This is a genomic window from Streptomyces sp. NPDC002206, assembly GCF_053593595.1.
The window spans coordinates 264,688-277,998 of the sequence record NZ_JBSFCW010000002.1 but is presented as its reverse complement, the minus strand read 5'-3'; the positions used below and the strand labels follow the sequence as shown (position 1 = coordinate 277,998).

General features: G+C 71.5%; 13 protein-coding genes. 7 read left to right on the top strand and 6 right to left on the bottom strand.

The annotated features are described in order from the left end of the window. Positions 1 to 24: 24 nt before the first annotated feature. From ACWCP8_RS06120 to ACWCP8_RS06110, 3 genes are all read right to left on the bottom strand, one after another. Entirely contained in the window at positions 25 to 1,461 is a 1,437-nt protein-coding gene (locus ACWCP8_RS06120) for an aldehyde dehydrogenase family protein (RefSeq protein ID WP_267008451.1), read from the bottom strand. 291 nt (positions 1,462 to 1,752) lie between these two features. Next, positions 1,753 to 2,085 (bottom strand): hypothetical protein, encoded by a 333-nt coding sequence (locus ACWCP8_RS06115; protein WP_451114467.1) that lies wholly within the window; start codon positions 2,083 to 2,085, stop codon positions 1,753 to 1,755. A gap of 119 nt (positions 2,086 to 2,204) precedes the next feature. Beyond that, a complete protein-coding gene (locus ACWCP8_RS06110; RefSeq protein WP_352268287.1) occupies positions 2,205 to 3,227 on the bottom strand; it encodes a LacI family DNA-binding transcriptional regulator in 1,023 nt (340 codons plus the stop codon). A gap of 49 nt (positions 3,228 to 3,276) precedes the next feature. On the opposite strand from ACWCP8_RS06110, the gene ACWCP8_RS06105 reads away from it, so the two are divergent. From ACWCP8_RS06105 to ACWCP8_RS06095, 3 genes are all read left to right on the top strand, one after another. Further along, the gene (locus tag ACWCP8_RS06105; RefSeq protein ID WP_352268288.1) at positions 3,277 to 3,495 is read left to right on the top strand and encodes a hypothetical protein; all 219 of its coding nucleotides are present in this window, start codon (positions 3,277 to 3,279) and stop codon (positions 3,493 to 3,495) included. Positions 3,496 to 3,655: 160 nt separating this feature from the next. Continuing rightward, on the top strand, positions 3,656 to 5,197 hold the full coding sequence (locus ACWCP8_RS06100; protein ID WP_451114464.1) for a flotillin family protein: 1,542 nt from the start codon (positions 3,656 to 3,658) through the stop codon (positions 5,195 to 5,197). A 207-nt stretch (positions 5,198 to 5,404) separates the two neighbouring features. After that, on the top strand, positions 5,405 to 5,890 hold the full coding sequence (locus tag ACWCP8_RS06095; protein ID WP_451114462.1) for a type II toxin-antitoxin system PemK/MazF family toxin: 486 nt from the start codon (positions 5,405 to 5,407) through the stop codon (positions 5,888 to 5,890). A 251-nt stretch (positions 5,891 to 6,141) separates the two neighbouring features. On the opposite strand, the gene ACWCP8_RS06090 is transcribed toward ACWCP8_RS06095, so the two are convergent. Continuing rightward, positions 6,142 to 6,978, bottom strand: a complete 837-nt coding sequence (locus ACWCP8_RS06090; RefSeq protein WP_451114460.1) for a TIGR02452 family protein — start codon at positions 6,976 to 6,978, stop codon at positions 6,142 to 6,144. A 150-nt stretch (positions 6,979 to 7,128) separates the two neighbouring features. Between ACWCP8_RS06090 and egtA the strand changes: the two genes are divergently transcribed. The 4 genes from egtA to egtD are packed head-to-tail and all read left to right on the top strand — an operon-like array spanning position 7,129 to position 11,508. Then, the gene (gene egtA / locus ACWCP8_RS06085; protein WP_352268293.1) at positions 7,129 to 8,463 is read left to right on the top strand and encodes an ergothioneine biosynthesis glutamate--cysteine ligase EgtA; all 1,335 of its coding nucleotides are present in this window, start codon (positions 7,129 to 7,131) and stop codon (positions 8,461 to 8,463) included. Then, complete coding sequence (egtB, locus tag ACWCP8_RS06080) at positions 8,460 to 9,794, top strand: ergothioneine biosynthesis protein EgtB (protein WP_451114458.1); 1,335 nt, start codon at positions 8,460 to 8,462, stop codon at positions 9,792 to 9,794. Before egtA ends, egtB begins: the two co-directional genes overlap by 4 nt. Beyond that, on the top strand, positions 9,794 to 10,549 hold the full coding sequence (egtC, locus tag ACWCP8_RS06075; protein WP_352268295.1) for an ergothioneine biosynthesis protein EgtC: 756 nt from the start codon (positions 9,794 to 9,796) through the stop codon (positions 10,547 to 10,549). Before egtB ends, egtC begins: the two co-directional genes overlap by 1 nt. After that, the gene (gene egtD, locus ACWCP8_RS06070) at positions 10,546 to 11,508 is read left to right on the top strand and encodes an L-histidine N(alpha)-methyltransferase (RefSeq protein WP_352268296.1); all 963 of its coding nucleotides are present in this window, start codon (positions 10,546 to 10,548) and stop codon (positions 11,506 to 11,508) included. Before egtC ends, egtD begins: the two co-directional genes overlap by 4 nt. Here the strand turns inward: egtD and ACWCP8_RS06065 are convergent. Continuing rightward, positions 11,451 to 12,299, bottom strand: a complete 849-nt coding sequence (locus tag ACWCP8_RS06065) for a lysophospholipid acyltransferase family protein (protein WP_451114456.1) — start codon at positions 12,297 to 12,299, stop codon at positions 11,451 to 11,453. The two genes, egtD and ACWCP8_RS06065, sit on opposite strands and share 58 nt — an antisense overlap. Further along, positions 12,296 to 13,219, bottom strand: coding sequence for a GNAT family N-acetyltransferase (locus tag ACWCP8_RS06060; RefSeq protein ID WP_451114454.1), 924 nt, complete (start codon positions 13,217 to 13,219; stop codon positions 12,296 to 12,298). The genes ACWCP8_RS06065 and ACWCP8_RS06060 overlap by 4 nt, the downstream gene beginning before the upstream one ends. Positions 13,220 to 13,311: the final 92 nt, after the last annotated feature.

The window sequence follows — 13,311 nt, the reverse complement described above, 5'->3', positions numbered from 1 at the left end:
CGGCGCTACGGAGGCGGACAGGCCCTAGAAGGGGTGGCCGGCCGGTTCGTGGCGCACGGTCGTCCAGCGCAGCTCGGTGAAGGCCTCCAGATTGGCCCCGCCGCCGAACCGTGCGCCGGTGCCGGACGCGGCGATGCCGCCGAAGGGCGCGACCGCCTCGTCGTTCACCGTCTGGTCGTTGATGTGGACGATGCCTGTCGGGATCCGGTCCGCAAGTTCCAGGCCGAGCGCGGTGTCACGAGTGACGATGCCGAGGGAGAGTCCGTACGGGCTGTCGGCGGCCAGTGCCGCGGCCTCGTCCAGGGTCTCGAAAGACCGCACGGGGGCCACCGGGCCGAAGACCTCCTCCGTGTAGGCAGGCGTGTGGTCGTCGACGTCGGTGAGGACGGTGGGGCGGTAGAACAGATCGCGGTGGGTGCCGCCGGCCGCGAGCTTCGCGCCACCTGCGGTGCTCGACTCGACCAGCCGGTGGATCTTGCCGAGCTGGCCGCGGTCGATGATCGGGCCGAGGTGGACCTGCTCACGGTGCGGGTCGCCGACCGCCAGCGCGTCCGCCTTGGCGACGAGCCGTTCGACGTACTCGTCGAGCAGCGAGGCGTGTACGAGGTGTCGGCCGGTGGTCATGCAGATCTGGCCCTGGTGGAAGAACGAGCCCCAACTGGCCTGGGCCACCGCGCCCTCCAGGTCGGCGTCCTCCAGAACGACAAGGGCGGAGTTGCCACCGAGCTCCAGGTGGGCGCGCTTGAGGAGCCGTCCGGCAGCCTCGCCGACGGCTCGGCCCGCCGCGGTGGAGCCGGTGAAGGAGATGACCGGGACGCGCGGTTCCGCGACCAGCGCCTGTCCGGCCTCGGCGCCGCCGGGCAGGACGTGCAGCAGGTGTTCGTCGAGTCCGGCCTCGGCGAAGACCGCCGCCAGCGCGAGCCCGCCGCAGACGGCGGTGCGCGGGTCGGGCTTGAGGAGGACCGCGTTGCCCAGGGCGAGTGCGGGGGCGACGGACCGGATGGAGAGGATCAGCGGCGCGTTGAACGGGGCGATCACGCCGACGACGCCGACCGGGACGCGCCGGGTGTAGGAGAGACGCTCGTCCTCGCTGGGCAGGACCTCACCGGCCGGCCGGGATGCGAGCGCGGCGGCCTCGTAGCACTCCTGGGCGGCGACGTGGAGCTCGAAGTCGGCCTTGCCGGGGATCGAGCCCGACTCCCGTACGATCCATTCGCGCAGTTCGTCGGCGTGCGCCGTGAACAGGTCGCCGGCCCGGCGCAGGACCGCGGCGCGGACGAAGTGCGGGGTGCGGGACCAGGCGGCCTGGGCGGCGGCCGCGGACCGGGCAGCCGCGGCGATGTCCTCGGGCGCGGCGAGGGTGACACGTCCGAGCACCTCACCGGTGGCGGGCTCGACGACGTCCGACTCACCTCCCGCAAGCGTGCGGGACTGCCAGGCTTTGGGGTCGAGCAGGGACATGACGGCTCTCCAGTCGATCGGTTCGAGGGGTGGTCCCATGCGGTGGGGCGCGGGGGTGCGGGCGCGGCTTCGCGGGACGACGCGATCCGGCGCAACCGTGCGAGCTGCGTCCGGTGATCGAACGTGTCCTCGCTCGGTTGAACGTGCAACATCGTAGCCACGCGGCACCCACCGACAAGGGAATTGATCGAACTGCTGCTCCCTTTTCCACTCGACATTCCGTGCTGACCTCACACAGCGACGGCACCTCCCAACTCTCCGCTGACAGAAGGAAGTTGTCTGTGCCCCGGCTCAGCCTTCGGTCTTCCGCTCCGAGACCCTGACCGAGAGGCCGTAGTCCAGTTCGGCGCCGTCGATCAGCAGGGCCTCCACGGTCCGGGTCGCCGGATCGATATCCGCCACCATGCCCTCCCCGGCGTATCTGGGGTAGCCCGAGGCCCCCGTCTCGCCCGTGGCCTCCACGACGGCCGAGCGGATGGCGGCGACGGAGTCGGAAGCCTCGGTGGTGTCCGTGTGCTCGGTGTCGTCGGTGGCTTCTGGGCGTTCGGTGGCCTCGGCCGGTTCGGCCGTGGTGTCGGTGAACCCGGGAACGAGCAGGATCTCGTAACTCTGCGGATAGCTCATGGTCATGACGCTAAGCAAGCGACGCGCGGCGCGCACGTTGCCGCGCTGCCGTGTTGCAGTGCCGGGCAAACCACCCCGGGTGCTGCCGCCGGCGAGCCCGGCGACCGCACCCCGCCGCCTCAGCTCGACTCGCGGGGAATCGTCCGTGCACTCAGCAGGTCGTGACGCTCGGGCTCGCTCACCGGGTTCTGCACCAGCCGGTCGACGAGATCGGCCAGCGGCTGCGCCGCCGCCAGTTCCATCCGCACACTGCTCAGCCGGGGCCGCAGCAGCCTGCCCAGCATCAGATCCCCGGCTCCGATCACGGCGGTCTCGCCAGGCACCTCGATGCCCGCGTCCTGGAGCGCCCGCATCAGAAGCATCGCGTACTCGTCGTTGTACGCGAACACGGCGTCGAGTCCGAGCGTGCGCCATCTCGCGGCGAGGGCGGCGGCCGACTCCTCCTCGTACCGCAGGGGCAGCGGCTCGATACGGGCTCCGCCACCGGCCGCGGCCCGCCGGGCTCCGGCCAGCCGGGGTTCGGCGAACACGCCGACGCCCCGTTCCTCGGGCATGACCACTCCGATCCGTCGGCGGCCGCGCTCCAGAAGATGCGTGGTGGCGCAACTGCCCACCTCCCGCTCGTCCATGACCAGGGCGTGGGCGCCGTCGACCGGCTGCGGGCCGAGAGTGATCACCGCCTTGGCCCCGGAACGCCGGAGCACGGCGATGCCCTGCGGGGTGAGGGCGATCCCGCCGGGTGCGACGACGGCGACGGGACGGAGCTCGGCCCAGGCGCGGGTGGCTTCCTCGGCGTCCAGGCCCAGACTGCCGTGCCGGACCACGGTGTAGTCGAGGCGGCGCAGGCCGGACTCGAGCTCATGGAAGAAGTGGTGGTGAAGCGATCCGGCCGGATGGTCACCGGTGGGCAGCAGCACCATCCGGGTGTGTCCGGCGCGCAGACTACGGGCCGCCGCGTGCGGCACGTAGCCGAGTTCGCCGGCCGCTTCCCTGACCCGACGGCGGGTCGGATCACTGATCCGTACGGTCGAGTTGTTGTTGAGTACGTACGACACGGTGGCCCGGGAGACACCTGCGAGTCGCGCCACGTCGGCGCTCGTCGGGACCGGACCTTCGGAGGGCTGCTCGGGTAACTGGCTCATGGCGTCGGGCAGTCTTCCAGACCGGTCCTGCGTGGGTACGCTCCGGGGCATGGATGACTCGTCGATGGTGGGACTGCTCGGCCGGGTGACCGGGACGGTGGGGCCGGGGCTGGTCGGCGAGGTGATCGTACGGATCCGTGGGGGCGCCGAGCACTTCCTGGCGTACCCGTCCTCACCGAAGGACCGCATGGAGCCGGGGACAGTGGTGACGGTGATCGACTATCTTCCCCCGCGCACGGTGTATGTGGCGCGCGCGTACGACTGTTGAGGTGTACACGCAGAACAGTTCAGGTGTGTGACAGACAGGCGTCGGGTCCGCGCCAGTCAAGAATGCGACAAGGTTTTGCACACCCCTTCTCCGTCGTCGCGCGCAGGAGAAGACTCCGTCTGTTCAGCAGTGCCGACGGGGCACTGCGATAAGGGGGCGCATGCCGATGGTCATCGGCGTCATGGCGGGGCTGGTTCTCGCCGCCATCATTGTGTTGATCGGCCTGTTCAAGCTGATGTGGCGAGTGGCCGAGCCGAACGAAGCACTGGTCATCTCGGGCTCCAAGCACAAGACCGAAGGCCTTGGGCAGGGCATGGGGTTCCGTATCGTCACCGGGCACGGCACGCTCGTCCTCCCCGGTGTGCAAGCGGTACGGAAGATGTCTCTCGACCTCAACGAGACGGAACTGTCCGTCGATTGTGTCACGCATCAGGGGATTCCCCTGCGGGTGCGCGGTGTCGTCATCTTCAAGGTGGGCGACGACTTCGTATCGATCGCCAATGCGGCCCGCCGCTTCCTCGACCAGCAGAAGATGATGGCGGAGCGGGTGCACAACGTGTTCGCCGGTCATCTCCGGTCCATCGTGGGCGGGTTGACCGTCGAGGACATGATCCGGGACCGGGAGAAGCTCACCGGTCAGACCCGGGCGGCGTGCGGCAGCGAGATGGAGAAGCTCGGGCTGATCGTCGATTCGCTGCAGATCCATGAGATCGAGGACCCGACCGGGTACATCAAGAATCTCGCCATGCCGCATGCCGCCGCCGTTCAGCGGGATGCCCGGATCGCGCAGGCCGAGGCCAACCGGCGGGCGACCGAGGCGGAGCAGCAGGCCGCCGCCCGGATGTCGGAGGCGACCCGCGACAGCGAGATCCTGCAGGCCGGCTACCAGGCCGAGCGGGACAAGGCCGCGGCCAAGTCGCGGCAGGCAGGTCCGCTCGCCGACGCAGCGGCCCGGCAGGAGGTCGTGGTCCAGGAGACCCGGGTCGCCGAGCTGGAGGCCCAGCGGCGCGAGCAACAGCTGCAGGTCGACGTACGGAAGCCCGCCGATGCCCAGGCGTACGAGAAGCGCACGCTGGCGGAGGGCGAGCGCGACGCCCGGATCTCGGCCGCCCAGGCGCATGCGAAAGAGACGGAGCTCGCCGCGATCGCCGAGGCCAACCGGGTGAAGACGGCGGCGATCGCCGAGGCCGAGGCGACCAAGGCACGTGGCGCCGCCGCCGCGTCGGCGACCCGGGCGACCGGTGAGGCGGAGGCAGCAGCGGCCCAGGCCAAGGGGCTCGCGCTGGCGGAGTCGACCCGGGCGAAGGGTCTGGCCGAGGCAGAGGCGATCAAGGCACGGGCCGCAGCCCTGGCCGAGAATCAGGAGGCCGTGGTCGCACAGCAGTTGGCGGAGAAGTGGCCGGAGATCGTCGAGGCCGGCGCAGGCGCCTTCAGCAGCGTCGATCACATGGTGCTGCTGAACGGGGCCGACGGCATGTCGGAGATGTTCGCGAAGGCGCTGACGATGGGTGGTACGGGGCTGGGCCTGGCCCGCCAGCTGCTGTCCACGATGAGCCAGGGCGACGGCCGGAACGATGGCCGGAGCAACGGCGGGACGGAGGCTGCGCCCCCGGTCAACGGTGTCGCACCCGCCGCCCCGCCCGCGCCGCTCAAGGAGCACATTCCGGTGACGGGTGGTCAGGAGGGCGGCAGGCCCTCCTGACCGGTCGTGGCAGCTGTGGCCCGGTTCTTGTCCGTCAACCACGGACGAGTACCGGCCACAGCTATGTGCTGTCCCGTCCAGGTCCCATCGAGCGGCACGGCGCGCCCGGTGCACGCCGCAGCGCATCCGCGTCGTCCTTCCCGGTCCGCTGCGTGTTCGGCGGACCCGACTCCACGGAATGGGTCGTGCACGTTCTACGGTGTCCGGATGACGATCCCTCACCGTTCAGTCGGCACATTCAGCATGATCAGCACCGACGGCTCGGCCGACTTCCCCGGCCGTTCCGGTCCGACCGCCACCGCCGAGGCCGACCCGCACGACGTGGGCCAGGTCCGCACCTCGTACGCCCCCGACCGTGACGGCGATCCCGACCCCGGCGAGATCGTCTGGACCTGGGTGCCGTTCGAGGAGAACGACAGCCGGGGCAAGGACCGCCCGGTGCTCGTGGTGGCACGGGAGGCGACGGGCACGCTGCTCGCCGTGCAGCTCTCCAGCAAGCAGCACGACCGGGAACGCGAGTGGGTGGCCCTCGGCGCCGGGCCGTGGGACAGCTCGGGCCGGCCGTCCTGGGTCGATCTGGACCGGGTGCTGCGGGTGCACGAGGACGGGATGCGCCGCGAGGCGTGCGCGCTGGACCGGGACCGGTTCGATCTGGTCGTCGGGCGGCTGCGGGAGCGCTACGGCTGGAGCTGACCGACGGGGGCCGGGCCCACCGGCCGTGGCGGCCGACGTCGATCTCTCCGGCTCGACACCGTTCCGGCCGGCGCCCATCCCTCCAGCTCAACCTGACGGTTACGGTTGGCACCCGTCCCTCCGGCCCGACGTCCCCTCGCAGTCGGTACCCGCACCCCCGGTCGGACGCCAGCCGTCACGGTCGGTGCACACTCCTCTGGCTCAACGTGACCGTTGCGGTTGGCCTCCACTCCTTCGGCCCAACGTCAGGGTCACGTCTGCGGCTCATGGCCGACCGTCCGGGCGAACGCGTCCCGGGTGGCCGCGGTGCGGCTGCGGTCGAGGATGCCGAAGACGATCTGCTCGAAGTGGCCGGCGAACCGGCCCCCGTCGGCGAGCAGCGCCCGGAACGCGCCGGCCACCTGCGCCGGATCGTTCATGAACACGCCGCAGCCCCACGCCCCGAGCACGAGCCTGCGGTACCCGCGCACGGCGGCGACCTCCAGCACCCGCTCGGCGCGGGACGCGAGCGCCGCAGGGATGCGATGGGCGTCCTCGGGTGTCCGGCTGCGGATCACTCCGGCGTTGGGTGCCGGCGAGGTGAGGAAGCCCACGGTGTACGGGGTGTCCAGCAGCCGCCCCCGGTCGTCACGGAACACCGGCACGCCGGGCGAGTGGATCACCCGATCGGTGTAGAACGCGCTGCGTTCGGCCCGGTGGTGGGCGTAGTAGTCGGGGGCCCGCAGCAGGGTGGCGTACAGGGCGGAACCACGGCACAGGGCCTCCTCCTGGGCCTGCGCGCCGTTGAGGTAGCCACCCCCGGGGTTACGGGCGGAGGCGTAGTTCAGGACGGCGATCCTGCCGGGCCCTTCGCCGGTCATCCGGTGCGCCGCCTGCAGGCTGCTCTCGCCGGTCACCTCGATGACCGCGGTGCGGTCGGTGTCGAGTGCGGCGACGGGCACCGGGTCGGGCCCGTACAGCCGGGTCCCGGAGAGCGCGGCGGCCACAGTGCGCTCAATACTGATCTCACGCCCCTCGGGCGTGCGGTAGAGCCCGGCTTCGACAATGGACTCGGTCTCTGTCGCGATGGCGCGCAGCCGTGCGCTCATCGGCACTCCCCCGTGTGATGCATACGGGGCATGATCGACGCTCCTGCGCTCCTTGCGCAACGGGATTATGTGCCCGCGCAAGGGCACCCTTGTGCGATCTCCCTGCAAGGGTTTGGGTGGTACGGACGTACCGAAAAAGGAGGCCCCGGCATGTCACCGGACGCACCCGTCGGCCACGGTCCGACCGATTACGACCGCCCCCTCGGTGAGGGCGAAGCGGAGGATTTACTGCGATGCATCTGCTTCAAGACCGGCCCGCCCCGGACGGTCGGTGTCGAGCTCGAATGGCTCATTCACGACCGTGACCGGCCCCGTACCCCGGTCGCCCACGACCGTGTCGACGCGGCCGTCGCCGCCGTGGGCGCGCTGCCGCTGAGTGCGGCGCTCACGTTCGAACCCGGCGGACAGCTGGAGCTCAGCTCGCAGCCGGCGGACTCCCTGATGACCTGTATCGATGCCATGGCCACCGACCTGGCCGCCGTACGTGCCGCGCTCGGCCGGCTGGACCTCGTACCGGTCGGTCTCGGCGTCGATCCGTGGCATCCCCCACGCCGTCTGCTGCACGAGCCCCGCTACGACGCCTTGGAGGCCTCGCTGGACCGGTCGGGACCGGCGGGTCGCGCCATGATGTGCTCCACCGCGTCCGTCCAGGTCTGTCTGGACGCCGGCGAGGAGGAGCCGGGGCCGCTCGGCTACGGGCGGCGCTGGCAGCTGGTGCATCTGTTGGGTGCGGTGCTGGTGGCGGCGTTCGCCAACTCGCCGTACCGGGAGGGCCGGCCGACGGGATGGCGGTCCACTCGCCAGTCGCTGTGGGCCGACCTCGATCCGGTACGGAGCCTGGCACCGCCGGGCCGTCTCGCCCCGCGCGACGACTGGGCCACGCATGTGCTCGACGCCCCGGTGATGTGCATCCGGAGCGACGAGGCGCCGTGGGCCGTGCCGGTCGGTCTGACCTTCCGGGACTGGATCCGTACGGGTGCGCCGCGGCCGCCGACGCGCGCCGATCTCGAGTACCACATGACCACGCTGTTTCCGCCGGCTCGCCCGCGCGGACATCTCGAACTGCGCATGATCGACGCACAGTTCGGTGACGACGGATGGCTTGTGCCGCTCGCCGTCACCACCGCCCTGTTCGACGACCCGGAAGCTGCCGAGACCGTGTACCGAACCGTCAAACCTCTGGCCGAGATAGCAGGCGCGCGGTCCGCTCCGCGCAATCCGCTCTGGGTCGCCGCCGCCCGTGACGGCCTGACCGACCCGGAACTGCGAGGGACAGCCGCGACCTGCTTCGAAGTGGCGCTGGAGGCTCTGCCCCGACTGGGCGCGTCCGAGGCCGTTCAGCAGGCTGTGGCGGACTTCCACGACCGTTTCGTCACCCGGGGCCGATGTCCGGCCGACGATCTGCCCGAACTGCTCGCGATGCCCTCGGTGCATGCGGCGCCCCCGGCGCTCCGTCCGGATGAGGGAAGGAAAGCCCGCTCATGACTGAATCCCCCGCAACCCCGACGCCCGATCTCGATACGGAGGCGCTCCGGCAGCGCGCTCTCGCGGCGCTGCTCACCGCCCGGGAACGCACCACGCTCCTCACCGACAGCGTCGACGACCGTGAACTGACGTCCCAGCACTCACCGTTGATGTCGCCCCTGGTCTGGGACCTCGCGCACATCGGCAATCAGGAGGAGTTGTGGCTGCTGCGCGGAGTCGCCGGGCGGGAGGCGATGCGCCCCGAGATCGACGGGCTGTACGACGCCTTCGAGCATCCGCGGGCCAGCCGCCCCTCTCTTCCGCTGCTGCCGCCCGCCGAGGCCCGCTCGTACGCCGCGGAGGTGCGCGGCAGGGCCCTGGACGTCCTGGAGAGCACCGCACTGATCGGTGATCGTCCCCTCGTGGAGGCCGGCTTCGCCTTCGGAATGATCGCCCAGCACGAGCAGCAGCACGACGAAACCATGCTGATCACCCATCAGTTGCGATCCGGTCCGGCCGTGCTCACCGCACCGGAGCCGCCGCGGCCCACCGACGCGGGCTCGCTGCCCGCCGAAGTCATGGTTCCCGGCGGCCCGTTCACCATGGGCACGTCGACCGAACCATGGGCACTCGACAACGAACGCCCCGCCCACGTGCGTGAGGTGCCGGGGTTTTTCATCGACACGGCTCCGGTCACCTGCGGCGCGTACGAACGCTTCATCGAGGACGGCGGCTACACCGATCAGCGCTGGTGGGCACCCGAGGGCTGGGCGATGGTCCGTGAGCACCGGCTGACCGCCCCGCTGTTCTGGCACCGGGACGGAGGCCAGTGGCTGCGCCGCCGTTTCGGTGTGACCGAGCCGGTGCCCGCCGACGAGCCGGTGCTCCATGTCAGCTGGTACGAGGCGGACGCGTACGCTCGCTGGTCGGGGCGCAGGCTGCCCACCGAGGCCGAGTGGGAGAAGGCGGCGCGGCACGACCCGGCGTCAGGGCGTTCGCGGCGCTATCCGTGGGGCGACGAGGACCCGTCCCCCGAGCGGGCCAACCTGGGCCAGCGCCATCTGCGGCCCGCACCGGCCGGGGCGTATGCGGCGGGTCGGTCACCGCTCGGAGTACGGCAGTTGATCGGCGATGTGTGGGAGTGGACGTCGAGCGACTTCCTCGCCTATCCGGGCTTCTCGGCATTCCCCTACCGCGAGTACTCGGAGGTCTTCTTCGGGCCCGCCCACAAGGTGCTGCGCGGCGGCTCGTTCGCCGTGGACACGGTGGCCTGCCGGGGCACGTTCCGGAACTGGGACCTTCCGGTGCGGCGCCAGATCTTCTCCGGATTCCGTACCGCGAGGGATCTCTGATGTGCCGCCATATTGCCTATCTGGGGCCGCCCGTGGCGCTCGGTGAGCTGCTGACCCGGCCGCCACACGCGTTGGTCCGCCAGTCCTGGGAGCCACGCCGGCAGAAGTACGGAACGGTCAACGCGGACGGCTTCGGCGTGGGCTGGTATGCGGACGGCGACCCGGTCCCGGGACGCTACCGGCGCCAGGGACCCATCTGGGCCGACCAGTCGTTCGACGATCTGGCCAGAGTCGTACACAGCACGGCGCTGCTCGCCGCCGTCCGGGACGCCACCGAGAGGGACGCGGACGGTGAGGCTGCCGCTGCGCCGTTCGCCGCGGGGCGGCTGCTGTTCAGCCATAACGGCGCGGTGAAGGGCTGGCCCGGATCGCTGGCGCCGCTCGCCGCCACACTGCCCCCGGCCGAGCTCCTCGCCCTTGCGGCCCGCTGCGACTCGGCCCTGATCTGGGCGCTGGTGCAGCACCGGGTCGCGGATGGCGACGACGTACCCCAGGCGGTCGCCGACACGGTGCGCGAGGTCGCGGAGGCGGCGCCCGGTTCACGGCTGAATCTGCTGCTCACCGACGGTACGACGATCGTGGCGACGGCCTGGGGCGACACCCTGTGGTATCTGGCCGAGCCGGGCCACCGAACGGTCGTGGCCTCGGAACCCTACGACGACGATCCGCACTGGCGCGAGGTCCCCGACCGCACTCTGCTGGCCGCGACCCGCGCCGATGTTCTGCTCACCCCGCTCAAGGAGCCCACCGAGTGAGTCCCTTTCTGCTGACCCGCACCCTGCCGGTGGACGCGACGGACGCGGCGCTGCGCGCCGATGTGCTGCACGGCCTGACCCGGCACCCGAAGACGCTGCCGCCCAAGTGGTTCTACGACGCGCACGGCAGCGAGCTGTTCGAGGAGATCACCAGACTCCCCGAGTACTACCCGACCCGCGCGGAGCGGGAGATCCTGGTCGCCCGCGCGCCCGAGATCGCCGCAGCGTCCGGGGCGAAGACCCTGATCGAGCTGGGTTCCGGCTCGTCGGAGAAGACCCGGCATCTGCTGGACGCGCTGCCCGGACTGCACAGCTACGTGCCGGTGGATGTGAGCGAGAGCGCGCTGCGAGGCGCGGCCGAGGCGCTGCTCGTGGAACGGCCGGATCTCTCGGTCCACGCCCTGATCGCCGACTTCACGGGCGAGCTCGCGCTGCCCGACACGCCGGGACCGCGACTGGTCGCGTTCCTGGGCGGCACGATCGGCAACCTGCTGCCGGACGAGCGGGCGGTGTTCCTGAAGTCCGTACGGTCGCTGCTCTCGCCGGGCGACGCGCTGCTGCTCGGCACGGATCTGGTGAAGGACGAGGAGGTACTGGTCGCGGCGTACGACGATGCGGCCGGAGTGACGGCGGCGTTCAACAAGAACGTACTGACCGTCGTCGACCGGGAGCTGGGCGCGGACTTCGACCCGGCCGACTTCGACCATGTGGCGCGGTGGGACCGGCGGCAGGAGTGGATCGAGATGCGCCTGCGGGCCCGCAGAGCGCTGACGGTGAAGATCCCCGGGCTGGATCTGGTGGTTCCGTTCGAGGCCGGCGAGGACCTGCGCACGGAGGTGTCGGCGAAGTTCCGCAAGGAGGGGATCCGGGCCGAGCTCGCCACCGCCGGGCTGAGGTTGACTCAGTGGTGGACGGACTCCGCGGACCGCTTCGCCCTGTCGCTGGCCACGGCGGTCTGAGCGGCACGGGCAAGCGCACGGCGGCCGGGCAGCGTGCCCGCGGGGATCGGCGGCAGGACGCGGATCTCTGCGGTCAGCCCGGCCGCCGTGACCACGCGCCACAGTGAGGCGGTGAGCGGATCGTCCCCGACGAAGGCGGCGGCGCCGGCTGCCGGCTCGTCCGGCCGGGCGGTGCGGTAGGTGATGCGTACCGGGCGGACATCGACGTGCGCGTCGAGCGCGGCCTGGAACGCGGCGGGCCGGAACCGGCCGCCGGTTCCGCGCCCGCACCAGGTGCTGCCTTCGGGGAACACCACCACCCGGGACCCGCCGCGCAGCGCCCCAGCGATGTCGCGCACCGTCGTGGGCAGCGCCCGCAGCCGGTCGCGTTCGACGAACAGAGTGCCGCCGAGGGCGGCGAGCGCGCCGAGCACCGGCCAGCGCCCGATCTCGCTCTTGGCGAGCATGCGGCCGGGGAGCACGGCGGCGACGAGCGGTATGTCCAGCCACGAGATGTGGTTCGCGACAACGAGCGCGCCGACGTGCGCCTCTCCGGCCGGCTGCTGAGGTCGGCCGATCACCCGTACCCGTACGCCGAACGCCCGCACCACCCCGTATGCCCACCAACGGATCAACCGGTCCCGAGGTGCCCGGCCGAGCAGCAGCACGGCCGGGACGCTCACCACGCCGACGAGGACGACGATGCACCCCGCGACCAGCAGGGCCGAGGCCGGGAGCCGGCCGCGCACGGGGCCGGTGTGACCGGCGCAGGTGTGCGGGGTGCAGGGTGCCGTGGGCAGCCAGACGCTCATGTCAGCGGAGCGAGTGACAGGAAGTGGCGCAGATAGCGCGGGTCGGTGCGGCGCAGCGACAGCAGTACGTAGAGGTCGGCGACGTTGAAGTCCGGGTCGTGCGCGGGCGCACCGCAGACCCACGCACCGAGCCGCAGGTAGCCGCGGAGCAGCGGCGGGAGGGCGGCGAGCCCGGTGCGCGCGGTGGTCTGCCCGGGGGCGCCCACGGCTCCGGTGGGGCGGGTGGCGGCGGTGGGCTGCCAGAGACGGTGCGGGGTGACCCAGTACTCCTCGGGGGCCAGGTACTTCGTCCTCACCGTGTCCCAGGAGTCGGCGGCCAGCATGCCGCCGTCGGCCAGGGAGATCGAGCAGCAGCCGGCCAGCCAGTTGTGCCCGCTGCGCTCCATGTAGCGGGCGAGGCCCGCCCAGATGAGGGCGATGACGGCGCCGTCCCGGTGGGCCGGGTGGACGCAGGAGCGGCCGACCTCGATCAGGTCGTGGCGGATCGGGCCGAGGCGGACGAGATCGAATTCGCTCTCCGCGTAGAGACGGCCGGCGATCCGGGCCCGCTCGGGCGGCAGGAGTCGGTACGTGGCGATGACGTCGCCGCTCGCCACCTCCCGTACCAGAAGGTGGTCGCAGTACGAGTCGAAGGCGTCGCTGTCCAGGCCGGGTTCGGGGCCGTCGAGCCGGGCGCCGAGTTCACCGGCGAAGACCTGGTGGCGCAGCCGCTGTGCGGCGCGCACGTCTTCCTGGCTGACGGCGAGGGAGACCCGGTAGAGCGGCGGGGCCGGACGGTCGGACGGGGCCGGGGCTTCGGACAGTGCCGGGGCGGACTGCACCGGCGCGGACTGCACCGGCGCGGACTGCACCGGCGCGGACTGCTGCGGTACGGAGGTGAGCGGTCCGGCGACGAGTGGTGGAGTGGGCGGCGCGTTCATGACAGTCTCCGGGGACGGATCGGCAAGGGCGGCTGCCGGGCTGCCGCACTGCTGCGACGGCCCGGCCCCTTACTTCTTCCGTGACCGGCTGG

Excerpts from the sequence above, each read along its gene's own strand:
- ACWCP8_RS06105 (WP_352268288.1), top strand. The coding sequence starts at position 3,277 with ATGGATGACTCGTCGATGGTGGGACTGCTCGGCCGGGTGACCGGGACG.
- ACWCP8_RS06090 (WP_451114460.1), bottom strand. The coding sequence starts at position 6,978 with ATGAGCGCACGGCTGCGCGCCATCGCGACAGAGACCGAGTCCATTGTC.
- egtA (WP_352268293.1), top strand. The coding sequence starts at position 7,129 with ATGTCACCGGACGCACCCGTCGGCCACGGTCCGACCGATTACGACCGC.
- ACWCP8_RS06120 (WP_267008451.1), bottom strand. The coding sequence starts at position 1,461 with ATGTCCCTGCTCGACCCCAAAGCCTGGCAGTCCCGCACGCTTGCGGGA.
- ACWCP8_RS06065 (WP_451114456.1), bottom strand. The coding sequence starts at position 12,299 with ATGAGCGTCTGGCTGCCCACGGCACCCTGCACCCCGCACACCTGCGCC.
- ACWCP8_RS06110 (WP_352268287.1), bottom strand. The coding sequence starts at position 3,227 with ATGAGCCAGTTACCCGAGCAGCCCTCCGAAGGTCCGGTCCCGACGAGC.
- ACWCP8_RS06060 (WP_451114454.1), bottom strand. The coding sequence starts at position 13,219 with ATGAACGCGCCGCCCACTCCACCACTCGTCGCCGGACCGCTCACCTCC.
- egtB (WP_451114458.1), top strand. The coding sequence starts at position 8,460 with ATGACTGAATCCCCCGCAACCCCGACGCCCGATCTCGATACGGAGGCG.
- egtC (WP_352268295.1), top strand. The coding sequence starts at position 9,794 with ATGTGCCGCCATATTGCCTATCTGGGGCCGCCCGTGGCGCTCGGTGAG.
- ACWCP8_RS06100 (WP_451114464.1), top strand. The coding sequence starts at position 3,656 with ATGCCGATGGTCATCGGCGTCATGGCGGGGCTGGTTCTCGCCGCCATC.
- ACWCP8_RS06115 (WP_451114467.1), bottom strand. The coding sequence starts at position 2,085 with ATGAGCTATCCGCAGAGTTACGAGATCCTGCTCGTTCCCGGGTTCACC.
- ACWCP8_RS06095 (WP_451114462.1), top strand. The coding sequence starts at position 5,405 with ATGACGATCCCTCACCGTTCAGTCGGCACATTCAGCATGATCAGCACC.